Origin of the sequence: Streptomyces sp. NBC_00252 (genome assembly GCF_036187565.1) — a bacterium.
Classification (GTDB): Bacteria; Actinomycetota; Actinomycetes; order Streptomycetales; family Streptomycetaceae; genus Streptomyces.
In genome coordinates, this window is record NZ_CP108087.1 from 6,987,069 (window position 1) to 7,008,065 (window position 20,997).

Annotated in this window: 22 protein-coding genes and 1 tRNA gene; 11 read left to right on the top strand and 12 right to left on the bottom strand. The window is 70.2% G+C overall.

Annotated elements, in window-relative coordinates:
• Window positions 1-8: 8 nt before the first annotated feature.
• Window positions 9-224: an FmdB family zinc ribbon protein gene (locus tag OHT77_RS30920; RefSeq protein ID WP_266768249.1), complete on the bottom strand. Its 216-nt coding sequence runs from the start codon at window positions 222-224 to the stop codon at window positions 9-11.
• A gap of 301 nt (window positions 225-525) precedes the next feature.
• Here OHT77_RS30920 and OHT77_RS30925 point away from each other — a divergent pair, with 301 nt between their 5' ends.
• The 3 genes from OHT77_RS30925 to OHT77_RS30935 all read left to right on the top strand — a co-directional run bounded on the left by OHT77_RS30925 (window position 526) and on the right by OHT77_RS30935 (window position 5,308).
• Window positions 526-2,706, top strand: coding sequence for a transglycosylase domain-containing protein (locus OHT77_RS30925; RefSeq protein WP_328834393.1), 2,181 nt, complete (start codon window positions 526-528; stop codon window positions 2,704-2,706).
• A 42-nt stretch (window positions 2,707-2,748) separates the two neighbouring features.
• Window positions 2,749-4,029 carry a hypothetical protein gene (locus OHT77_RS30930; RefSeq protein ID WP_328831694.1) on the top strand — a complete coding sequence of 427 codons (1,281 nt, stop codon included), beginning with the start codon at window positions 2,749-2,751 and terminating at the stop codon, window positions 4,027-4,029.
• A gap of 109 nt (window positions 4,030-4,138) precedes the next feature.
• Window positions 4,139-5,308, top strand: a complete 1,170-nt coding sequence (locus OHT77_RS30935; RefSeq protein WP_328831695.1) for an amidase domain-containing protein — start codon at window positions 4,139-4,141, stop codon at window positions 5,306-5,308.
• Window positions 5,309-5,379: 71 nt separating this feature from the next.
• Here the strand turns inward: OHT77_RS30935 and OHT77_RS30940 are convergent, their stop codons facing one another.
• A complete protein-coding gene (locus OHT77_RS30940; RefSeq protein WP_328831697.1) occupies window positions 5,380-6,084 on the bottom strand; it encodes a TetR/AcrR family transcriptional regulator in 705 nt (234 codons plus the stop codon).
• A gap of 104 nt (window positions 6,085-6,188) precedes the next feature.
• Here OHT77_RS30940 and OHT77_RS30945 point away from each other — a divergent pair, with 104 nt between their 5' ends.
• Window positions 6,189-7,046 (top strand): SDR family oxidoreductase, encoded by an 858-nt coding sequence (locus tag OHT77_RS30945; protein ID WP_328834394.1) that lies wholly within the window; start codon window positions 6,189-6,191, stop codon window positions 7,044-7,046.
• A 119-nt stretch (window positions 7,047-7,165) separates the two neighbouring features.
• Here OHT77_RS30945 and OHT77_RS30950 read toward each other — a convergent pair whose 3' ends face one another.
• The gene (locus OHT77_RS30950; RefSeq protein WP_401319743.1) at window positions 7,166-8,677 is read right to left on the bottom strand and encodes a hypothetical protein; all 1,512 of its coding nucleotides are present in this window, start codon (window positions 8,675-8,677) and stop codon (window positions 7,166-7,168) included.
• Between the two features lie 71 nt (window positions 8,678-8,748).
• The gene (locus tag OHT77_RS30955; protein WP_328834396.1) at window positions 8,749-9,477 is read right to left on the bottom strand and encodes a DUF4097 family beta strand repeat-containing protein; all 729 of its coding nucleotides are present in this window, start codon (window positions 9,475-9,477) and stop codon (window positions 8,749-8,751) included.
• A gap of 297 nt (window positions 9,478-9,774) precedes the next feature.
• Between OHT77_RS30955 and OHT77_RS30960 the strand changes: the two genes are divergently transcribed.
• Window positions 9,775-9,849 (top strand) — tRNA-Val (locus OHT77_RS30960).
• Between the two features lie 220 nt (window positions 9,850-10,069).
• On the opposite strand, the gene OHT77_RS30965 is transcribed toward OHT77_RS30960, so the two are convergent.
• The 4 genes from OHT77_RS30965 to OHT77_RS30980 form a co-directional block, all read right to left on the bottom strand.
• Window positions 10,070-10,651 (bottom strand): hypothetical protein, encoded by a 582-nt coding sequence (locus OHT77_RS30965; RefSeq protein WP_328831698.1) that lies wholly within the window; start codon window positions 10,649-10,651, stop codon window positions 10,070-10,072.
• 81 nt (window positions 10,652-10,732) lie between these two features.
• Entirely contained in the window at window positions 10,733-11,227 is a 495-nt protein-coding gene (locus OHT77_RS30970; RefSeq protein ID WP_266768241.1) for a WhiB family transcriptional regulator, read from the bottom strand.
• A gap of 37 nt (window positions 11,228-11,264) precedes the next feature.
• Window positions 11,265-12,293 (bottom strand): BN159_2729 family protein, encoded by a 1,029-nt coding sequence (locus OHT77_RS30975; protein WP_328831699.1) that lies wholly within the window; start codon window positions 12,291-12,293, stop codon window positions 11,265-11,267.
• Window positions 12,290-12,907 carry an RNA polymerase sigma factor gene (locus tag OHT77_RS30980; protein ID WP_266768239.1) on the bottom strand — a complete coding sequence of 206 codons (618 nt, stop codon included), beginning with the start codon at window positions 12,905-12,907 and terminating at the stop codon, window positions 12,290-12,292. Before OHT77_RS30980 ends, OHT77_RS30975 begins: the two co-directional genes overlap by 4 nt.
• Window positions 12,908-13,375: 468 nt before the next feature.
• Here OHT77_RS30980 and OHT77_RS30985 point away from each other — a divergent pair, with 468 nt between their 5' ends.
• The 3 genes from OHT77_RS30985 (at window position 13,376) to OHT77_RS30995 (ending at window position 14,953) form a co-directional block, all read left to right on the top strand.
• Window positions 13,376-13,798 (top strand): helix-turn-helix domain-containing protein, encoded by a 423-nt coding sequence (locus OHT77_RS30985; protein ID WP_266768237.1) that lies wholly within the window; start codon window positions 13,376-13,378, stop codon window positions 13,796-13,798.
• A 159-nt stretch (window positions 13,799-13,957) separates the two neighbouring features.
• A complete protein-coding gene (locus OHT77_RS30990) occupies window positions 13,958-14,194 on the top strand; it encodes a hypothetical protein (protein ID WP_266768235.1) in 237 nt (78 codons plus the stop codon).
• 363 nt (window positions 14,195-14,557) lie between these two features.
• A complete protein-coding gene (locus OHT77_RS30995) occupies window positions 14,558-14,953 on the top strand; it encodes a hypothetical protein (RefSeq protein WP_266768234.1) in 396 nt (131 codons plus the stop codon).
• A gap of 42 nt (window positions 14,954-14,995) precedes the next feature.
• On the opposite strand, the gene OHT77_RS31000 is transcribed toward OHT77_RS30995, so the two are convergent.
• A complete protein-coding gene (locus OHT77_RS31000; protein WP_266768233.1) occupies window positions 14,996-15,340 on the bottom strand; it encodes a hypothetical protein in 345 nt (114 codons plus the stop codon).
• Window positions 15,341-15,601: 261 nt separating this feature from the next.
• On the opposite strand from OHT77_RS31000, the gene OHT77_RS31005 reads away from it, so the two are divergent.
• Entirely contained in the window at window positions 15,602-16,102 is a 501-nt protein-coding gene (locus OHT77_RS31005) for a GNAT family N-acetyltransferase (protein WP_328831700.1), read from the top strand.
• Window positions 16,103-16,110: 8 nt separating this feature from the next.
• Here the strand turns inward: OHT77_RS31005 and OHT77_RS31010 are convergent, their stop codons facing one another.
• Complete coding sequence (locus tag OHT77_RS31010) at window positions 16,111-17,016, bottom strand: ketopantoate reductase family protein (RefSeq protein WP_328831701.1); 906 nt, start codon at window positions 17,014-17,016, stop codon at window positions 16,111-16,113.
• Between the two features lie 115 nt (window positions 17,017-17,131).
• On the opposite strand from OHT77_RS31010, the gene OHT77_RS31015 reads away from it, so the two are divergent.
• Complete coding sequence (locus OHT77_RS31015) at window positions 17,132-17,359, top strand: DUF2277 domain-containing protein (protein WP_328831702.1); 228 nt, start codon at window positions 17,132-17,134, stop codon at window positions 17,357-17,359.
• Between the two features lie 245 nt (window positions 17,360-17,604).
• Here the strand turns inward: OHT77_RS31015 and OHT77_RS31020 are convergent, their stop codons facing one another.
• Window positions 17,605-18,198: a DedA family protein gene (locus OHT77_RS31020; protein WP_328834397.1), complete on the bottom strand. Its 594-nt coding sequence runs from the start codon at window positions 18,196-18,198 to the stop codon at window positions 17,605-17,607.
• Between the two features lie 296 nt (window positions 18,199-18,494).
• Between OHT77_RS31020 and OHT77_RS31025 the strand changes: the two genes are divergently transcribed.
• Window positions 18,495-19,037 (top strand): superoxide dismutase family protein, encoded by a 543-nt coding sequence (locus OHT77_RS31025; protein ID WP_328831703.1) that lies wholly within the window; start codon window positions 18,495-18,497, stop codon window positions 19,035-19,037.
• Here the strand turns inward: OHT77_RS31025 and OHT77_RS31030 are convergent.
• Window positions 19,009-20,970 carry an FAD/NAD(P)-binding protein gene (locus tag OHT77_RS31030; RefSeq protein WP_328831704.1) on the bottom strand — a complete coding sequence of 654 codons (1,962 nt, stop codon included), beginning with the start codon at window positions 20,968-20,970 and terminating at the stop codon, window positions 19,009-19,011. The genes OHT77_RS31025 and OHT77_RS31030 overlap by 29 nt on opposite strands.
• Between the last annotated feature and the right edge of the window lie 27 nt (window positions 20,971-20,997).

Genomic DNA, 20,997 nt, shown 5'->3' on the forward strand with positions numbered 1-20,997 from the left:
GCCCCCACCTAGCCGCAGCAGCCCCCGCCACAGCACCCACCGCCCCCTCCGCCCGCCGCGGGCGAGGGGGCAGCGGACGTACCCCCCACAGCCACGGCGGACAGCAGCTTCACGGTGTCGTCGTGTCCGGAGGGACAGTCCGCCGGAGCGGAGGACTCCGCCATGGGGCGGCTGACTTCGAACGTGGACCCACAGGTACGGCAGCGGTACTCATAGCGAGGCATGGCAGCAGGCTAGCCCCACATCCACATGAGTACGGCACCTTGTTTTTTCATGAAGGTTTCGGCTGTGTCCTGTTCTGTCGTTTTCTTATATGGAGAACTTGCGAAGACCACTGGTAATTTGAGGGCGCCGCGTGATCTGTGAGGCCGGGGGGAACCGGGATTTGCAGTCGCGTCCGCGGCAACCATTCAGGACCCTCGTACGTCAATGCGTCTGCCTGTGCGAGTAATACGGAGTGCGGAGGGGAGTCGCGTCGTGACCCACGAGGGGGACGGGGAGGAGCGCCAGGCACCGGACGAGACCATGCAGTTGAAGCTCCCCGACGGATTCCGTCCGGACGAGACCATGCAGCTGAGGGTCTCCGATCTGGAGATACCCGACGGCCCCGAGATACCCGAGGGGGAGACGAAACCGGTACGGCACCGGGGACGCAAGGCCCCCCGGCCGTCCCTCCGCACCCGTCTCTCCCGCCTCGCCGCAATCCTCCGCACCCGCTTCGCCCCGGTCGCCGCACGGCTCGCACCGGCCGTGATATTCCTCACTCCGTACGTCCGCAAGCTCCGCCCGCAGTACCCCCGCCCCGGCCGCACCGGCTGGCGTCACTGGATGCCCTCCTGGCGGCAGTGGCTCGGGGGCGTCGCCGCCGCCATCGGCCTCAGCGGACTGTTCCTCGTCGTCTCGTACGCGGCCACCGACATCCCCTCGAACCTCAACACGTACGCGACCCAGCAGGACAACGTGTACTTCTGGTCCGACGGGACGCCCATGGCCCGGACCGGCTGGGTGCAGCGGCAGGCGATGCCGCTGAAGGACATCCCGACCGACGTCCGCTGGGCGGTCCTCGCCGCCGAGAACGAGAGCTTCTACAGCGACCCCGGCATCTCCATGAAGGGCATCGCCCGCGCCCTCTACCGCACGGTCGGCGAGGGTGACACCGAGGGCGGCTCGACGATCACCCAGCAGTACGTGAAGAACGTCTACCTGACCCAGAACCAGACGGTCAGCCGCAAGTTCACCGAGGCGATGATCTCCCTCAAGCTCGACAACAAGATGAGCAAGGACAAGATCCTCGAGGGCTATCTCAACACCAGCTGGTTCGGCCGCGGCACCTACGGACTGCAGCGCGCCTCACAGGCGTACTACGGCAAGGACGTCAGCCAGCTCAACGCCAGCCAGGGCGCCTTCCTCGCCTCACTGCTGAAGGGCGCGGGCCTCTACGACCCGACGCTCAGCAAGGCCAACCACGACCGGGCGGTGGCCCGTTGGTCCTGGATCCTGGACCGCATGGTGAAGATCGGCAAGCTGTCCCCGGCCGAGCGCGCCAAGTACAAGACGTTCCCCGAGCCGCTCAAGCAGTCGAAGACCTACGACACCGGCAAGCAGAGCGACTACCTGGTCGAACTCGCCACCCAGTACGTGAAGAAGACGGCGCACATCTCGGACAAGGACTTCGACCTCGGCGGCTACCAGATCTACACGACCTTCGACCGCGACCGCGAGACCGAGCTGACCGACGCCGTCACCAAGGCCCGCAAGGACGCGCAGAAGGACGACCCGACGGGCGCCAAGACCGCCCACTACGGCGCCTCCTCGGTCGCCTCCGACGGCCGCATCCTCGCCGTCTACGGCGGCCCCGACCACCGAACGCAGGGCTTCAACGAGTCCAACGCGACGACGGTGCCCGCCGGTTCGGCCTTCGAGCCGTTCGTCTACGCGGCCGCGCTGGAGCACGGGGTCACCAAGACCCGTGGCAGACCCCCGACCCCGGTCACCCCGGACACGCTGTACGACGGGGACGACGCCGTGCCGGTCACCACACCGGAGGGGCCGTACTGGGACCGCAGCGGCAAGAAGGTCGCCGCGCACAACGACGGCAACAAGTCGTACGGCCAGATCAGTCTGCGCCAGGCGCTCGCCCAGTCCGTGAACACGCCGTTCATGCAGCTCGGGATGGACACCGGCCTGACGACCGTCCGGCAGACCGCGGAGAAGGCCGGGCTGCTCTCGTCCAGTTTCGGGGCGCAGGTGCCCGCGCTGTCGATGGGCAACGCCACGCCCAGCGCCTTGCGCATGGCGAGCGCGTACGGCACGTTCGACGCCGGGGGTGTGCACACGGAGCCGTACTCGGTCCGCCGCATCACCCGTAACGGCGCCGGGGTCCCTCTCGAACGACCGCGGCCCAACCGGGCGATGAGCAAGACCACGGCGGACGAGGTGAAGGACGCGCTCACGGCCTCCTTCGCCACCGCGCACCCCGAGGACGCGAAGGCCGGGGCGGGGGTGGCGGGCAAGACCGGCACCACGCAGGACGACACGGCCGCCTGGTACGTCGGCACGGCCAAGTCCGTGTCCACGGCCGTCGTCGTCTACCGCATCGACCTGAACAAGAGCCTCGAACCCCTGCCGCTGAAAGGAATCTCCGGCACTCCAGTCACCGACGTCCCCTACGGCATCTGGTCGAGCGCCATGACCCCGCTGGGCTGACCACGCAGCGACCCCGCCAACTCCTCGCAGAATGAGCCGCCCATGAAGCCTCGGACGAAGGCACCGTCCGGCCGCCGCCGACGAGCCCCAGAACCGCGCCGCCGTACCCCGAAGCCCGGGTTCCTCACCCTGGCCGTGTTCCTTGTCGTCGCCTCGCTGGTGACCGGGTACCTGGCGCTGAACCGGGACAACACGGCGCCCACCGCGTCGGCCGGCAAGAACGCCGAGCCCAAGTCGTCGAAGGATCCCGCCTGGGACGGCAAGACGCAGGTGCTGGGGGACGGTTCGACCTCGTACACGGGGCCGCAGAAGGACCAGTTGAAGGCCGTGCCGCTCAAGCCCGGTGAGAAACCACCCCAGTTCGTGGTCTTCTCCTGGGACGGCGCGCTGCAGGGGGACGACAAACTCTTCTCGCACTACCGGGAGATGGCGAAGGAGTACAACGCGCACATGACCTTCTTCCTCACGGGCATCTACCTGCTGCCCAAGAGCAAGAGGGACCTGTACCACCCGCCGATGCACCCGGTGGGCTCGGCCGCAATCGACTTCCCCACCGACCAGCACATCCGGGACACGCTGGAGCAGCTCCGCCTCGCCTACGAGCAGGGCAACGACATCGGCACCCACTTCAACGGCCACTTCTGCGAGGCCAAGGGCGGCGGTGACTGGAGCGTCGCGCAGTGGAAGAGCGAGATCGACCAGTTCTTCTCCTTCGTCGAGAACTGGAAGACCAACACCGGCTACACCGACATCCCGGCGCTGCCCTTCGACTTCAAGAAGGAGGTCGCCGGCGGCCGTGCCCCCTGCCTCGAGGGACAGCCCAACCTCCTGAAGGCGCTGAAGGGTTACGGGTGGCGCTACGACGCCAGCTCCCCGGGCGACTTCCAGATATGGCCCACCAAGAAGGACGGCCTCTGGGACTTCCCGCTCGAACTGCTCCCCTACGGGAACAACATCCAGGCCCTGTCGATGGACTTCAACTTCCTCTACAACCAGTCGGGCGGCGCCACCCAGGGCGACCCCACGAAGTTCGCCGACTGGGAGAAGAAGACGGTCGACTCGTACATGGCCGGCTTCAACCGGGTCTACTACGGCAGCCGGGCGCCCCTGTTCATCGGGAACCACTTCGAGAACTGGAACGGCAGCATCTACATGAAGGCCATCGACCAGATCATCCCGAAGATCTGCACGAAGAAGGGCGTCAAGTGCGTCTCCTTCAAGGAACTTTCGGACTGGATGGATGTGCAGTCGCCCCAGACTTTGCAGCAGTTGCGCAGCCTGGACCCCGCGCAGTCGCCCGACTGGTCCACGGTGGTCAAGTGACCTCTCGCGACTGGTGAACTGACCAAGTGCAACCCTCTTCACAGGGGCCACACATGGCGTGCGAAGATGCCCTCGCCCGGTAGGCGTACCGGCGTAGAGGGGAACACCATTGAAATCCAGAAAACTGAGCCGTAAGCGGAGCCGTACGGCCATAATCTCGGCGGCGGCCGCCTCGGTCGTCGCCGGCGTCGCCCTCGTGCCCAACTGGAGCGCGGGCGCGGCAGTCGTGGACGACCCGACTGTGAACGCCGCGACCAAGGCGACCTTCCAGAAGCTCGCCGACGCGGTCTTCACCGACCGCACGCAGGCCCTCGTCCGCGGGGCCGGCACCAAGCAGACCACCTCGCGCTTCTCCGGCGACGTCCGTCTCTCCAGCACCCAGTCGCGCGACGAGAAGTCGGCGCTGAGCCAGCTGCGCGGCCGCCAGAACAGCATCGCCAAGCTCGGCGAGACGTACAGCGCGGGCAACACGAAGGTCACGCTGGACGCGACCCGGGTGACCGGCCGTACCGCCAAGGCCGATGTCACCGAGACGACCACGCTGACGTACGCGAAGGCCGTGGGCAACCAGCCGAAGACCACGGGTTTCCAGTCCCACCACGAGTTGACCTTCAAGGCCGACCAGCGGGGCACCTGGCAGCTGTCGACCATCAAGGACACCGACGAGGGCGGCCTCGCCGTCAACACGCTGTCCAAGCCCGCGGTGAAGGCGTCGCCCGCCCCGGCCGACGACGGCAACACCATGCCGGACGCGCCGCGCGCGGCCATCACCCGCAACCCGGTGGCGGTTCCGAAGACGAGCACGGCGTACGACTACAAGGCGATGGCGACCTACGCCGAGAAGTACTGGAACGTCTACAACACGGCCTACCCGGACTTCAACGGCCACGCGGACGGCGGCGACTGCACCAACTTCGTCAGCCAGTCCCTGAAGGCCGGCGGCTGGAAGCACGTCCCGGGCTACGTCTACGACTACACGAAGTGGTTCGGCACCGCCGACATCCAGTCGGACTCGTTCGTCGGCGTCAACGAGTGGTCCTGGTTCGCGCAGAACTCCAAGCGCACCACCCCGCTCGCGAACGTGTACCAGCTGGAGGTCGGCGACGTCCTTCAGATGGACTTCGACCGCGACGGCGCCAAGGACCACACGATGATCGTGACGGCCAAGAGCAACGGCGTCCCGTACGTCACGTACCACTCGAACAACACCCTGCGCAGGTCGGTGGCGAGCCTCATCGCGTCGTATCCGAACGCGTACTACTACGCCTACCGCACCTGAGATCGGCAGTAGGCCCGCACGGCTTCATCGGCCCCCCGTCGCTTCGGTAGCGACGGGGGGCCGATGCGCGTCTACGGCGTGCCGCGCGCGATCCGGTCGAGCCACTCCCGCAGGAGGCTCAGCTCGCCGTCGGTGAGGACGTCGGTCCGCTGGAGCACGGCGCGCAGGGCGACGGCGGCCGGGACCGGGCCGGGGGACTCGGTCACCGGGGCCTCGGTGGTGATCGCGGCGATCACGGACTCCCTTGCCAGCGTGGACAGTTCGAGGTCGCGGCGGTCCTCGGGCAGGGAGATGAGACTGATCGCCGTACCGCTGCCGGCCGCGTGCACCAGCTGCACGGCCCGCTCCTCGCTCACCCGGAGCCGGCCCGCCTCGGCGATGCGGTGGATGTGCCCGGCGAGGATCTCGGCGCCCGCGACGGCGGCCTTCGGCGGGGTCGCGCCGTGGCGGGGCTCTGCGTACATGAGCAGGTACAGCGCCGGGTTGGTGAGACCGAAGTCGATGTGCAGGTCCCAGCCGGCGCGCAGGTCGGCGACCGGGTCGGCGGTGGGCGCCAGCTCGGTCTTGGTGGCGAGATAGGCGGCGAAGCCCTCTGTGGCCACCGCGTCGAGGAGCCCCTGCTTGTCCCCGAAGAGCCGGTAGATGGTCGGCGCCTGCACCCCGGCCGCGCTTCCGACGGCCCGCGTCGACACGGCCTCCCTGCCGCCTTCGGTGAGGAGGCGGGCGGTGGCGGCGAGGATGCGGTCGCGGGGGGTGGAGTCGTCGTCGGCAGGCATGCGTCAAACGCTAACAGAAACGCGTTAGCGCTTGTTCGGTAGCGGTGCTAATGTCGTGAGTGTTAGCGGTTGATGTGTGCGTGTTCTTCGTGGAGGTAGTAGCCGTGATCGTCGTCACCGGAGCCAATGGGCAACTCGGCAAGGGAGTGGTGGACCAGCTGCTCACCCGCGTCCCCGCGGAGCGGATAGCGGTGAGCGTCCGCGACCCGGAGGGAGCGAAGGAGTTGGCGGAGCGGGGGGTTCGCGTCCGCCGGGGCGACTTCGACGACCCCGCGACCCTGGCCGACGCCTTCGAGGGGGCGGACCAGATCCTTCTCGTCTCCGCCGCGAGCACGGGCGACACGGCGCTACGGCAGCACCGTGCCGCGATCGCCGCTGCGCGTGACTCCGGTGCCCGCCGTGTCCTCTACACCAGCCACATGGGCGCGAACCCGGCGTCGCCGTTCGCCCCGATGCCGGACCATGCGGAGACGGAGGCCGTGTTGGGGGTGGCGGGGGTGCCGTTCACGTCGTTGCGGAACGGGTTCTATGCGGCTACGACCGTGATGCTTCTCGGCTCGGCGCTTCAGACGGGGGAGTTGGTCGCGCCTGAGGACGGGCCCGTGTCTTGGACGGCGCACGCGGACTTGGCCGAGGCTGCGGCGATTGTGCTGGCGGAGGAGGGGCGGTTCGACGGGGTGACTCCGCCGCTCACCGGGGCGGAGGCGCTTGACCTTGCGGATGTCGCTGCTTTGGCCTCGTCGGTCTCGGGGCGGACGGTCAAGCGGGTGACGGTGTCGGATGAGGAGTATCGGGCGGGGTTGGTCTCGCATGGGGTGCCGGAGGGGCAGGCTGAGCTGCTTGTTGGGTTGTTCCGGGCGAGCAGGCAGGGAGAGTTCGCGGAGGTTGGGCCGCTGCTGGGGGAGTTGATCGGGAGGGCGCCTACGTCGTTGCGGGAGGTGCTCGGGGCTGCGCTGGCGTGACTGGTTCGGTTGTTTTGAAGGTGACGGCCGGTGGGGGCTGGTCGCGCAGTTCCCCGCGCCCCTATAGGGCGCGCAGCCACAGGGCGCTGCAGCTATAGGGCGCGACAGCTTCCCCGGTGTCAGTGGCTTGCTGTGCCGCGTTCCTCGCGGATCTGGGTGACCACCCTGGCGACTGACTGGCGTACCGCTTCCGTCTCTGTCAGGAAGTGCCAGTAGTCGGGGTGGCGGCCCTCCAGCGTGGTGATCGCCTGGTCAAGGCGGGCCACCGCCTCGTCGAGGGGGCGGGCGTGGCGGGGGTCGGGGGTGGTGCGACCTGTCATCGCGAGGCGTTGGGCGTCGCGGATGGCGAAGCGGGTGCGGTCGATCTCCTGTTGGGGGTCCTTCTGCACGGCGTTGAGGCGGCGCAGCCGGTCGCCGGCGGCGGAGACGGCCTCGTCGGTGGTGTTCAGGAGGGCCCGCACGGTCGAGAGCAGGGACGTGGCGTCCGGCCAGCGCTGGGCGTCCCGCGCGGCCTGCGCCTCCTTCAGCTTCAGCTCGGCCTGCCGTACGTTCTCCCCGGCCTGCTGCGGCACCTGCTGGAGGTCCTGCCAGCACGCGGCGGAGAAGCGTCGCCGCAACTCGCTGAGCACCGGGTCGACTTGGCCCGCGCGGGTGGTGAGCGCCTGGGCGCGGGTGCGGAGGGAGACCAGCCGGTGGTCGATCTCGGCGGCCCGCTCGGGCAGTTGATCGGCCTGGGCCCGGATGGCTTCCGCCTCCCGGGCCACCTGCGTGGCCCGCTCCAGGGTCTGCGGCACCCCGTGCTGCCCGGCACCCTGGTTCAGCTTGGTCAGCTCCGGCCCGAGCGCGGCCAGCCGGGCGGCGAGATCGTCGGCCCGCAGCCCCGAACTCCGTACGGCGTCCAGGGCGTTGGAGGCGGCGAGCAGTGCCTGCCGGGCCCGCTCGACGGCGGGTGCCAGCCGCGCGAGCTGGGTCTCGGCCTTGCCGAGCAGCGGACCGAGCCCGCTCTCGAACCGGTCCAGCTCCTGCTTCACCTGCCCCAACTGGTCCTTCGCGGCGGACAGTTCGGTACGGGCGCGGTTCGCGGCGGCGGCTTCCAGGTCGTCGCGGTCGAGGTCGTGCGCGTCGACGGCGTTGATGTACCGGCCGCTCGCCTCGTCGATGCGCCGGCCCAGTGCTTCGAAGTCGGTGACCGCGCGGCGGGCGGCCGGCGAGTCGTCGACCGCGGTGATGGTCTCTATCGAGATCCGCAGATCCCGCTGGGCGGTGTCCAGCTCGTAGAACGCGGCCGCCGCGGCGTCCTTCGCCGCCTGCGCCTCGGCCCGCTGGCTCTCCGCCCGCCCGCCGAACCAGCGCCGGGTGCCGCCACCGGCGAAGGAGACGGGGAGGGCGAGCGCCACGAGCAGGGGGAGACCGACGAGGGTGAGGGTGTCGAGGGCCGCGCGGGTGGTACGGCCGGTGGGGGCGGGGACACCCGGGCGCGGATCATGGCCGGGGATGTTCTGGTGCGCCTCACGCGGCGCCGCGTCGGGCTGTGGGGCGCGGCCTGCCGCGGAACCGCGCCGGGGCCTGAGCCTCGGCACGCGCCGGAGCAGTGTGAGCGGCGAATACGGCTGCGCTGGTGTCGCCGTCACATCCCTCTCCCGTGTCTTCCATCCTGACCGCTGTCATTCTCCCACCGGTAGAGGACGAACACACGGGCCGGTCAGTTCGCGTTCCGCACCGTGACCTTCCCGTCGCCGGTGTGGGCGGTCACCACATGAGAACTCGACGAGTCCCGGGGCACCGACACATCCACCGAGCCGTCCCCGGTCTTGGTCGTCACGCGGTACTTCGCGCCCCCGTCCTTGGGCAGCGCGATCGTCACCGATCCGTCGCCGCTGGTGGACTCCACCAGGTCGGGTACGGCGCCGAGTTCGAGGTGCACGGACCCGTCGCCGGTGGTCGTGCGCACCTGCCGGGAGGACACCTCGGCGTGCAGGGAGCCGTCCCCGCTGTGCAGCGTCAGCGGTCCGGTGGTGTCGGTGACATGCACGGACCCGTCGCGCGTACGGATGCTGAGCGCGTCCGCGAACCCCTGGGCCCGCACGCTCCCGTCCCCGTCCTCCACCTTGACGGTGACCCCGCGCGGCACCTCGATCCGGTGCTTGGCGGAGCAGTCGGCGATCACCCCGGAGCACTTCATCCGCAGCTTCAGCCGGTCACCGTCCATTGCCCAGCTCACCTTCGGGTCCGACCCGATCGTCACGCTGCCCTGCCACCACCGGGTGACCTCGATCTTCCCGGCCGGGTTCGCGTCCGCGGCGACGATCTCCAGCGCGGAGTCGTCGGAGTCGATGGTGAGCGTACGGCCGGGCAGCGCGAAGGTGCGGTGGTCGGGATGCTTGTCGTCCCCGGCGGACGCGCCGCAGGCGGTGGCCCCGAGGAGCAGCAGGGCGACGGCGGTGGTGCCGGTGAGGGCGCGGGTGGCGCGGCGACGGGTGTGGGTGCGGCTACGGGTGCCGGTGCTGGTCACGGTTGTTCTCCCCCTGGGACGGACGCGGAGCCCTGGTGGCTCCTACGGCGCTCTACGACCGTAGAGAGCGGCGACCGGCGGGGGTATCCGGCGCACTCCCGGACCGGGGGTGGGGTAAACCCCCGGGACGCCCCTGACCTCCCCCTCGACCCGCTCCTTCCCCGATACGGGTTTGCGGGACAGGCCCCCCGGCAATGTAGGCTGTCGACTCGTCCTGGGCGCGTAGCTCAGGGGTAGAGCGTCGCCCTTACAAGGCGAATGTCGGCGGTTCGAAACCGTCCGCGCCCACCAGGTTCAGGACATGATCAAGGCCCAGGTCGGCCGGTGTGATTCCGGTGACCCGGGCCTTGGTCTTTTTCGACGGCTTTTTCGATGGCTGCTTCGGCGGAAGGCCCCCGAGGGCGCGGCGCCCCCCTGCCGCCGATGCGCAGGGGGGCGCTCACAGTCCGGTCGACGTGCCTCCCGAGCTTGTCGGCCGGAGGTCGGGGCGGGAGCCGGGGGTTGAATCCGGTCAGTGGTTGCCTCGGAGTTCCTCCACGACACGGGCCACGTCGTCCTCCAGCGCCAACATGCGTGTGTGGCGATGGATGTGGGCGTACTGCGCCTCGATCTCCCCGGCGTCCCTCCACGCGCGCGTGTCGGCGTCCCTGGCACGGCGTACGTGCTGGAACAGAGGGGCATCGCGGGGTGCCAGCGCCCAGGACAGCGTCCGGCCCCCGGCCATGAGGCTCAGGAAGTGCTGGCCGCCTGCCGCGCCGTCGGGTGCCGGAGCCGGTGCCTGTGACACGACGGCTGACGACGGATGCAGTGCGGCCAGCCAAGCGAGGAGGTGCGCCCGTTCGCGCTCCACGCTGTCGCGCTCGCGTGCGTACGCGTCGGCGTGCCGCTGCCAGCGTGCCGTCTGGGCCCTGGACGTGGCCAGGTCCTTGCCGAGGCGGTGGAGGCGGTCCGTCGGCTGGTCCGTCGGGTCGGCTTCCGCGGCGACCGGAGGTGCCTCGGGCGGGGAGTCGGAGCCGGAATGCCTCGGTGAGCCGGAGAACCTGAAGACGGAGGGAGTACGGAGAAGGGTGCTGAAGAGCGGGGGAATGGCCATGGAGGGCTCCAGGGACGGTGACGGTGACGGTGATGAGGGTGGGAGCGGGCGAAGTGGGGCCGGGGCGAGCGCCGACGAGGCCTACATCGACGGGCGCGGGAGCGTGGTGCCCGTTCGCCGGTACTGACTGGCGCTCCTGGCGTTGGCGGCCCGGCAGGCGTCGTCCACGGGCTCACCCCTGCGGACGTGTCGCTGGTACGCCGAACGAGTACCGCACGGCGCGGGTTCGCCGGGCGGTCGGACCGGCTGCGTCCGTACCGCCCGGGACGGCTCTTCGGGCGGCAGTGCGGGGACGGTCCTCAGCCGGTTCTCGAGTGCGTGACGCTGATTGCCGGTCAGGCCCGCGACGATTCCCCCTCGGTCGCACTTCGGCAGGCCGTCCTCGCGTCGCAGCACGGCCGTCCGGCACTCCTGGAGGACCTCGCAGGCGTGGCACAGCGCCATGGCGATGGCGCGGGTCCTGTCGGAGAACCACAGTTCGGGATCCTCGTTCCGGCACAGGGCGTTCAGCTCCCACGCCCGGGTACTACCGGGGGTGACCGGCGTACTCGTTCCTGTCGTTGTCCCCATCGTCATCGTCGACTTCGCCTGCTACTGCTGCTCGGGACCTCGTTCATTTCTCGCTCCGTGCCGCAGCCCGTTCCGCGGCCTCCCACGTGGCCGGTCCCGTGCGCACGAGACCTGGGTGCCGGGTGTTCGACTCGTGCGGTCCGTTCGACGCGGACGCCGGGGCCGCTGAGGAGGAGGGCTCGGGTGCCGGTGCGACGGGCGGCGGGACGACTGCCGATGCCGGTTCAGGTGCCGTCGTCGGGACGACCGTGAGGCGGGCCGACGCGAGCCGGACGGCCTGGGGACGGCGTACCGCGGCCATGGGTGCAGCAGCCAGGGGCGTGGGGGCGGAGGCGGTCTGTGGGGTCAGTGCCGTCAAAGGCCCCAGCAGGTTCACCACGTTGAGGAGCGTGCACCGTTCGGAACGCCCGTCCAGGGAGACCAGGGGCATGCCGTCCGGCGTCCGGGAGCCGTGGAAGCGCCAGACGTCCCCGTGTACGTCCCGCTGCGGCACCGTCAGGTCGTAGACGATGCCCTCGTACTCGTACATCCGCGGGTCGGAATCGGGCGCGGCGGGCGCCGCGGGAGCGGTTGGAGACGGAGGGGAGGGGGGCTGCTGTCGCGTGAACGCCAGGACCGATACGCGCACCCCGGCATGGCGGCTCTCGCCGGCGACCGCGTGGCGTGACGGCGTCTCGGCGTCGTGCCTGATGCCGAAGTGGGCACGCCACCGGCGCCACTGCTCCAGGTCGGCGACGTGGAGTTCGATGCGTACGCAGTCGCCGTCGGCCCGGATGTCGTGGACGTCGGGATGCGCGCCGATGTGCCGGCGGACGGTGGCCGCGACCAGCCCGGCCCGCTCGCAGGCGTGGTCCCAGGCGACGGCCTGGTGCTCCAGGTCCGTCAGCTGTTCGGCGACGCGGGCCCAGCCTCCGCTCGGTGTACGGCGCAGGACGAGGCCGAACGTCCGCTCCGGGTCCACCAGGAGGCGCGCCGCGTCGAGGGCGTGGGCGACGGCCCCGGCTTGGTTCGGGGTGTCCAGGGAGAGTGCCGTACGGATCAGGTATTCGGCGTGGGGGAGGTTCCTGTTCATGCGGCGGCCTCGCTCTCCGACGCCGTACGGAGTTTCTGCATGGCCCGGAAGGTGAGTGCCTTGACCGCGCCGACGGTTCGTCCCATGGCGCAGGCGGTCTCCTCGGGCGACATCTCGCCGATGAACCGCATTTCCATGCACTGACGCTCATGGATGTTCAGCGTGTGCAGGGCGGTCCGGACAGCTTCGTGGTTCTCGATCGCCTCCAGCGCGCGCAGCGCGGCGAACTCGGCGCTGCGGTCGCGTGTGTCGCTGTCACTCAGCTCGGAGACCAGGGTCTCCACTCGGGAGCGCTTGGTCTTCACCTCGTCCAGGTGCAGGTTCCTGGCGATGGTGAACAGCCATGCCGTGAACGCCACGCCCTGCCAGGTGAAGCCGTCGATATGACGCAGCGCCCTGACGAAGACCTCCTGGGTGAGGTCCTCGGCCAGGTGCCGGTTCCGCGTGCGGAGAAGAAGATAGCGGTACACGCAGCGGTGGTGATCGACGTAGAGGGCCGCGAACGCCTCGCGGTCGCCGGCCCGAGCCCGGTCGATGACGTCGATCACACCGACCATGTCGTTCTCGGTCCTCTGCCGGGGTAAGCCGGTCTCTCGTCTGATCTGTTCAGACACGGGCGAAATACTCCTTGTGTGTGGGCTTGTGATGACTTGCGGAAGGTGTCTCCGGGGCCCGGGGTCGCGGGGCGCTGTCGGAGGTGTTCCCCCACCTGTAATATTCAATATTCGTGTAGATGTAGATTCGGCAGGTGGGGGCAGGGCCTTTGGTGGTCGACGCGGACCATGGGGAGGCTCCCGAAGTGCGGATGTGCGCTCGGTTCGCCCGGTGTCGCCCGTGGGTGCTCCGCGGTGCGGGCGATGTGGGGCGTCGGAGGACGAGCGGTTGAACTGTTGACTCTACTATCTACGATATGCGTGTAGATGTAGATACGTCAAGTGGCGGTGTCAATGGGGCTGTAGGTGCAGACGAGGGGCGTGTAGTAGCACTTGGGTGCGCCGGGGTGCCCCCTGTTCACAGAAAGTCGCCTGGTCGATCTTCGATCTACTTGCACATGTAGATGCCGATGGTCGATGCTTGATCGCGTGACCAGGAACTTTCAGTCGAGCGGCGACCCGGGCCTGGGCGGAGACTTCGCCTCCGAGGGCGAGGACCTTCCTCTGCTGCTTGAGCGCCTCCTCGGTGAGTCGCAGGGCAGAACCCAGAAGGATCTGGCTGCGGAAGCCGGTATCTCCTATCCGACGCTCAATGCCTGGATGAACCGGACGCGCGGGACGTCCCGCATCGATCCGGAGCGGTTGCGTGCGATGGTCGAGGTGTTCCGTCGCTGGGGTGTGAGAACCACGCCGCGGGAGTTCTTCGCCGCCGTCGGCCGGCCGGTACCCGGGCCCAGCGGGGATGAGCGTGAGGCCCAACTGCTCAAGCTCTACCGGCAGTTGCCCGAGTCGAGGCAGCGCGCTCTGGTCAAGAACGCCGAAGCGATGCTCCAGCTCAGCCGCGTCAACTGAGGGCGCCTTCCTGGCGGGCACTTTTCTGTGGAATATCCCAACGGCCCTCACCCGGCGAACACGCGCGGGTACGATCGGTGTGCCGCTGACCTCCCGGAGCGGGATATCTGCATGCCCTCATGCATCCCTGGGGAGACTCCTGTGTGCATCGTGATTTCTATGGCGGACGACCTTCCGAAGATCGCCGTCTGGGACCCGGATGAAATGAGCATCCTGGTGGCGCGTGGCACGGCCACCGGTGAACTGCTCCGCGAGGTCGAGGCGATCCTGACGATCGACCTCGGTGCGCCGGCCTCCGCGGGGGATCGGCTCGTCTGCTTCTGCGGCACGCTGGTGGAGCTGCCGGGCGAACTGGCGACCCTGGTCGCCGTCGACTCCTCCTGTGGGCCGGTCTGACCGTCCCTCCTGCGTCGTCGCGGCGCGGGCACCTCGGACGTCGGCCGGTCGGAGAGTGGTCGATCCGGTGCGGCGTCCTTGGGTGGAGGGCCGCGCGACAGGAATGTCAGGCATATGCCGTTGGCGATATCGTGAATGCGCGGTCGTCCCCGAGCCGCCGTGCCGACGCCGGCCAGGACCGGAGCCGGCCGAAGAAGCCGATACGTGCCGTAACCGCGACCCGAGCGGTGCCTGGCGCCGGAGCGACTCCCCACTCCCCACTCTCCGCCCCTCCGCTCCTGACGCTTTCCTTTCGGGCAGGGGCGGTTGAAGCAGTCTGCAAGAGGTGTCGCGGTTTCCGGGAGCGCTGGGCAGGATGGGGTCATGAGCGAACCCTCCGTACGGGCGGCGCACCACATCACTTCCTCGGGCTCCGTCCTGTCCCTGTGGTCGAAGGACTCGGTGCTGTCGATCGGTTCGGTGGGCTCGGTGCTGTCCATCGGGTCCGTCGGGTCGAGCCTGTCGGTCGGGTCGATCGGGAGCGCGCTGTCGGTCGGGTCGATCGGCTCGGCCCTGTCGTTCGTCTCGGCCGGGTCATGGCTGAGCACGGGGTCCGTCCTGTCCGCGCAGTCGCGGTGGTCTGTGCTGTCCTGGCGGTCGACGCGCGGCTTCCGGGCGGTCGGGACCGCAGGAACCGTGGGGGCTGTGGGGGGCGTCGCGGTGGTCGCCGGGGTTGCGACGGCTCTGTTGCTGGTCCAACGGGGGCCGCGCAAGCCCTAGTTGCGAGGCCGGCGGCGCGCCGCGTCCGAGCCCTCGTATCTCTCAGCCACCGTCCGCCACCGTCACCTCGTGCGCGTGCTTCAGCCGCATCCGCGTCTCCACCCGCTCCGCCGCCACGACCTCCGTCCAGAAACGGTGGCCGCTGACGAAGACCGCCAGCTCGTGTTCGCGCTGCCGGAGCTTCTCCACCTCGGCCTGTTCATCGGGTGTCCAGCCCGGGGAGGCCGGGCGCTCCACCTTGCGCCAGCCCCCCATGTCGCTGAACCCGTCCAGGGGCTCGACCGACCAGGGCAGCCGCTTCAGCAGGGCCGACAGCTCGGCCCGGACCTGATGCAGCTCCTCCTGACCGGCGAGGAGGTCACTCGGGAAGTCATAGGTCGTAGCCACACGGTAATGCTACGCCTGTTCGATTTTGGGTCGCGAGTTCCTTCAGGGACTTCACGCGAACGGGTGCGGAGGCAGCGCTTCGACCGCTGGTCGGGGAGGTGCCGCTGTGGCAATCTTCACAGCGCGCCCTTTAGCTTGTCAGGCATGGATGTGGCGAATGGACCTTATGGGGCGAGCCCATCGGTATGGGGTGGATCGTCGGGGACGGCGGTAGGGCGTTCCGGACCGTAGCTGTCAGTGCGGGCGCCTAATGTGCTCCGCATGAATGTGGAACAGGTGCGGCTTCAGCCCTGGGGTGCGGGGGACTTCTGGTTGTTGGAGCGGCTCAACAGCCCTGAGATGACTGCCCACTTGGGGGGTCCCGAGAGCGAGGAGCGGCTTGCCGACCGGCAGCTGCGGTACGTCCGGCTGGACCGCGGGGGGATGTTCCGGGTGGAGTCGGCGGTGAGCGGGGAGACCGTGGGCTCGATCGGGTTCTGGGAGCGGGAGTGGCGGGGCGAGTCGGTGTGGGAGACCGGGTGGGGGGTGCTGCCCGAGTTCCAGGGGCGCGGGCTGGCCGCCCAGGCGGCCCGCGCCGTCGTGGTGGCGGCACGGGTCGCCGGGTGGCACCGGTATCTGCACGCCTTTCCGGGCGTTGACCATCCCGCGTCCAACTCGGTGTGCAGGAAAGCCGGGTTCACCCTGATCGGCCCCGTGGAGTTCGAGTATCCGAAGGGCAGCTGGATGACCTCGAACGACTGGCGGATCGACCTCCAGGCCTGAGCGGGGCGTCAGTTGGCGCCGGGCGCCCCCAACTCCCTTACGAGCCTTGCCGCCACCGGCACCGCGATGCCGTGCCGCTCCGCCGCGCGCAGCAACGCCCCGCCGATCGCGTCCAGTTCGAGCGGGCGGCCCGCCTCCGCGTCACGCTGCATCGACGACTTGGTCCCCGGCGGGAACGCGTCGTACCGGGCGAGCGCCCCGCCGGGGTCGGACGGGCCGCCGTAGGACCGGCTCACCGCCGCCGTCTCCTCCAGCAGGGACGTCAACTCCCCGCGGTGGCGCGTCCGTACGTCGCCCAGGGGGAGGGCGTAGCGGGTGGTGAGGAGGGCGAGCGGGGCGAGGAAGGTCATCTTGGCCCAGAGTGCGGCCGTCTCGTCGGGGAGGACCTGGGTGGTGGGGCCGGCCGCGTTCAGGGCGGCGGCGAGAGTGTCCAGGCGGGGGCGGGGGACCGGGTCGCCGGTCAGGTCGATCTCCGCGAAGGGGCTGCCGTGCTCAATCACCCCCGGTGCGGTGCGAGTTGACTCGACGCGGATGATCGCGGGGGCGACCTGGGCGGGGGTGTGGCGGGCGCGGAGGTGGGCCGGGTGTTCGACGCCGTTCAGGAACGGTACGAGGAGGCCGTCGGCCAGTGCCTTTGCCGGGACGCGGGTCAGGGCCTGGTCCAGGGTCGTTGCCTTGACGGTGATCAGGCAGGCGTCCACCGGTTCGCGCAGCTCCGTGTCGGCTTCGACGGGGGCGGTGAAGTCGCCGAAGGTGGTGCTGTGGACGCGGATTCCGTCGGTGCGGAGGGTGTCGGCGGTTTCTTCTCCGGCCAGGCAGATCACTCGGTGTCCGGCGCGGGAGAGAAGTGCCGCGAGCAGGCCGCCCACTCCGCCCGGGCCCAGGATCGCCACGGTGAGTTCGTCGTTCGCCATGTTCTTGTCCTCTCGTCGGTCGGCCCCGTGAACGGTGGCCGCCTCGGGGGAGATCATCGCAGGTGTGTTCGGGAGAGGGGCGGCGGGATCGGCTGCGGCGCGGGAGACTGGGGGTATGTGCCGCAGTATCAAGACGCTTCGACCGCCTGCTCTGCCCGATGAGGCCACGGAGGAGGAGGTGCGGGCTGCCGCGTTGCAGTACGTCCGCAAAGTCTCCGGGTTCCGGGCGCCGGCTGCGCATAACCGTGAGGTCTTTGACCATGCGGTGGATGTGATTGCCGCGGCTACCGCCGAGTTGTTGGCGGGGCTTGAGGTGAGGGGGGCGTCGCGGGTGGGGTCGTGATCAGAGTGCGGGCCGGTGGGGGCTGGTCGCGCAGTTCCTCGCGCCCCTGAAAGCGGACGTGCGTCTTCGGGTCGGTCGTGAAGGTGCGGGCCGGTGGGGGCTTGTCGCGCAGTTCCTCGCGCCCCTGAAAGCGGACGTGCGTCTTCGGGTCGTTGTGAAGGTGCCGGTCGGTGGGGGCTGGTCGCGCAGTTCCCCGCGCCCCTAAAAGCGGACGCGCGCCCCCGATCGAAAGGGGCCGCGTGCTCCTAAGGTGTGCTGACCTCTGCCTCTGTTGTGGGCCGGCGGCGCATCACGTACGCCGCTGCCGCTCCCGCGCCGAACAGGGCCAGCAAGGAGACGCCCGTTGCGAGCCAGGTGGCGCCCAGCCACTGGGCGCCGTAGTAGCCGAGGGCGACGCTGTACCCCGCCCAGGAGAGGCCCGCGAGGGCTGACCAGGGGAGGAAGTCCCGGGCTCGGCGGTGGGCGGCGCCTGCGCCGAGGGAGACGACCGAGCGGCCGGCGGGGGCGAAGCGGGCCAGGATGACGAGGGCGCCGCCGCCTCGGGCGAGGGCCTGGCCGAGACGTTCCTGCGCGGTGGTGAGGCGGCGGGAGCGGGAGATCGCGCGGTCCAGGCGTTCGCCGCCGCGCCAGGCGAGCCGGTACGCCACCAGGTCGCCCAGGAGGGACGCGGTCGCCGCGGACGCGATCAGCGCCAGGATGCTGGGGACCTCATGGGGCACGGGAACCGCGTCGGTCGCCGCACCGGTGCCCGCTGCCGCCGCCGTCGCGGCCGCGATGACCAGCACACCGCTCGGCAGGACCGGCAGGAACACATCAAGGAGTACGGACAGGGCGACCATGGCGTAGATCCATGGGCTGCCGGTCAGCGACCCCACACTCTCGAACAACGCATCTCCCCGTGAACTCCCCCGTGGGCCATACCTGCCGCGGTGTCGCGAGGGAGCGGCAGGGGCGGCCAGTGACAGCCATACAGCGTACGCCCGGGTACGGACAGGAGATTCACGGGGGGCGCGTGTGATCGGCACAGTGTGTTCACCCGGCTGCCCCGTCCCAGGGGGCGGCCCGCGCCCCCATCCCGTAGCAACGTAGGTAAAGGGGAAGTAAGCGGGACAACACGTGAGGAACGGTACACATCATGGTGGCAGGGATATGCGCGGGCGCCGTCGTCGCGGCCGTACTGGCGAGCGGTACCGGCGGTGCCGGGGCCGGTGCTCCGGACGGTTTCTGGATGCGGACGGACGCGCGGTTCGCGCCGGTCGGCGCCCTCGTGCCGTCGGCGGCGGTGACGTACGACAGCAAGCTGGTGCCCGCCGCCGCGTGGATCCAGGTGAGTCAGCAGACGACCGTGAGCGGCGCCACGACGGTGAAGCTGCGGGTCGACGGGATGGTGCCGGGGCACGCGTACGGCGTCCATGTGCACCAGAAGCCGTGCGGCACCGACCCGGCCGCCGCGGGCGGGCACTTCCAGCACAAGCCGTCCACCGACCCGGCCGCCGCCAACCCCGACAACGAGGTCTGGCTCGACTTCACGGCCGACGAGCACGGTGCCGCCGAGGCGAGCGCCCGCCACGCGTGGGGTTTCCGGCAGGGCGAGGCGTCCTCGGTCGTGATCCACGACATGCCGGGCAGTCACACCCGCGCCGCCTGCTTCACGGTGCCGTTCGGCTGGGCTCCCTGACCTGCTGACACGTCCACGAGTGGGCGCCGGTTTCCGGCGCCCGCCCGTCGGCCGCCTGTGCTGTGGCCGCCGGTGCTGTCGTCGCCGCGCGCAGCACCGCCCGTGCCACCGCGTCCGCGTCCGACAGCGTCACCGAGTCCACACCGGGCCGGGCGCCCGCAGCGGTCACCCAGTGCACGCCCTCCGTGGGCACCCCGAACGCGAACCGCCGTTCGTGGACGGCTCCTTGACGGTCTATCAGGCGGTATGGGCGCGGTGTCACATCCAGTCCGCCCGTCTCGTAGCCGTCCACCGTGTGCGGCCGGCACCGGCCGGTCCGGAGCAGCCGGCCGAGGAGTTCGTCGGCGGTGCGGCGCAGGTCCGGTTCGGGGAGGCGGGCCTCGACGAGGGTGGTCACGCGGACCGCCGAGCCGGGTATCTCGGGCGAGGACGCCACCCAGGTGCCGTCCGCCTCCCGCACGTCGAGCCGCGGCCCGAGCACCTCCACCACGCCCGCCTCGACCAGCGCGGCCAGTTCCTCGATACGGCGGCGGGGCGGGCCGATGGACAGGAACGCGTTGAGCGGGGTGTACCAGCGGTCCAGGTGGTCGCGGCGGGAGGCGCCGGCCAGGCCGCCGTGGTCGACGACCAGCCGGAGTTCGTTGCGCAGATCGCGCAGCACGTCCAGGGCCGCCTTGAGCGGGCCGTCCACATTGCCGCGCGCCGCGTGCTCCGCGTCCTCGCGCAGATACGACAGCAGCCACTCCCGCCAGGCCGCCCGGTGGGCGAGATCGGGTTCTCCGTACGGCCGGGACAGCCGGTCCCAGCACCAGCGCTCGGCCGCCGGGACCCCGAACTCGTCCAGGATCAGGGCCTCTTGGGGGTCCCGGTGCGGGACGCCGAGGAAGCGCTCGGCGAAGTCCGCCGACGCGGGGTGCCGGGAGGGGCGCAGGAGCGCGGTGTAGTAGACCGTCTCGACCTCCTTCGCCACCAACGGCCATATCTCCGTGAGGAATTCGGGCGGCTCGGCCGAGTCGGCGCGTTTGCGGAAGGCGGATATCGCCTCGGGGGTGAGGACTTGCGGGGTGTGGCGGCCGTAGGGGCCCTTCGCGTTGTCGCCGCGGGCCTGGTACGGGATGCCCCGGCGTGAACCGGCGTACAGGCGGGGCTCGTTGCCCGAGGGGACGTAGCGCAGGGTCCCGTTCCGCGTGCGGACGAAACGGCCGCCTCTGCCCGTCGTCAACAGGGCTGTGTGGTCGAAGAAGTTGAGGCCCAGGCCGCGCAACAGGACGGGTTCGCCGGGGCGTACGACGGACAGGTCGACGTCGGCCGGGTTGGCGGGCGGGATGTGGCGCAGGCCGTGGCGGTCGGCGTAGGCGGTGAGGCGGCGGTGGGCGGGGTCCGGGGTCGTCGGGAGGTGGCCCTGCGCCAGGACCACGGCCGAAAGGGCGGACAGGGTACGGCCGTTGTCGAGGGTGAGGGACTGGTGACCGTCGGCCGTATCGTCGAGGCGGACCGCGCGGGCCGTGTGCGGCTGCACGTGGACGGAGTCGGGGGCCTCGCGGACGGTGCGGGCGAACACCCACTCCAGATAGCGGCCGTAGTGCGCGCGGGTGGGGTAGTCGTCCGGGCCGAGTTCGGCGGGCGCCCACTCGTGCAGGCTCGGGCCGGGGCGGATCGGGCCCGAGCAGTCGACGCTGGCGTCGGTGAAGAGGGTCACCTGGGAGGCCACGGTGTTCATCAGCAGCTCGGGCGACTGCGCGGAGCGCCACACGCGGCCGGGGCCCGGGGGCGCCGGGTCGACGACGTGCACGGTGAGCCGGGTGCCGGGCGGGAGGAGCTCCGGCGCGGAGGCGCAGAGGCGTTCCAGGACGCTGGTGCCGCGCGGACCGGCGCCGACCACGGCGACGGAGACGGAGGCCGGTTCGCCGTCGAACGCGTTCACTGCAGACAAAGGGGTGACTCCCGGGCGTGTGGGGGC

Coding starts and splice junctions, on each gene's coding strand:
- OHT77_RS30920 (WP_266768249.1), bottom strand. CDS start 224: ATGCCTCGCTATGAGTACCGCTGCCGTACCTGTGGGTCCACGTTCGAA.
- OHT77_RS30925 (WP_328834393.1), top strand. CDS start 526: ATGCAGTTGAAGCTCCCCGACGGATTCCGTCCGGACGAGACCATGCAG.
- OHT77_RS30930 (WP_328831694.1), top strand. CDS start 2,749: ATGAAGCCTCGGACGAAGGCACCGTCCGGCCGCCGCCGACGAGCCCCA.
- OHT77_RS30940 (WP_328831697.1), bottom strand. CDS start 6,084: ATGCCTGCCGACGACGACTCCACCCCCCGCGACCGCATCCTCGCCGCC.
- OHT77_RS30965 (WP_328831698.1), bottom strand. CDS start 10,651: ATGGCCATTCCCCCGCTCTTCAGCACCCTTCTCCGTACTCCCTCCGTC.
- OHT77_RS30970 (WP_266768241.1), bottom strand. CDS start 11,227: ATGACGATGGGGACAACGACAGGAACGAGTACGCCGGTCACCCCCGGT.
- OHT77_RS30975 (WP_328831699.1), bottom strand. CDS start 12,293: ATGAACAGGAACCTCCCCCACGCCGAATACCTGATCCGTACGGCACTC.
- OHT77_RS30990 (WP_266768235.1), top strand. CDS start 13,958: ATGGCGGACGACCTTCCGAAGATCGCCGTCTGGGACCCGGATGAAATG.
- OHT77_RS30995 (WP_266768234.1), top strand. CDS start 14,558: ATGAGCGAACCCTCCGTACGGGCGGCGCACCACATCACTTCCTCGGGC.
- OHT77_RS31005 (WP_328831700.1), top strand. CDS start 15,602: ATGAATGTGGAACAGGTGCGGCTTCAGCCCTGGGGTGCGGGGGACTTC.
- OHT77_RS31010 (WP_328831701.1), bottom strand. CDS start 17,016: ATGGCGAACGACGAACTCACCGTGGCGATCCTGGGCCCGGGCGGAGTG.
- OHT77_RS31015 (WP_328831702.1), top strand. CDS start 17,132: ATGTGCCGCAGTATCAAGACGCTTCGACCGCCTGCTCTGCCCGATGAG.
- OHT77_RS31020 (WP_328834397.1), bottom strand. CDS start 18,198: ATGGTCGCCCTGTCCGTACTCCTTGATGTGTTCCTGCCGGTCCTGCCG.
- OHT77_RS31025 (WP_328831703.1), top strand. CDS start 18,495: ATGGTGGCAGGGATATGCGCGGGCGCCGTCGTCGCGGCCGTACTGGCG.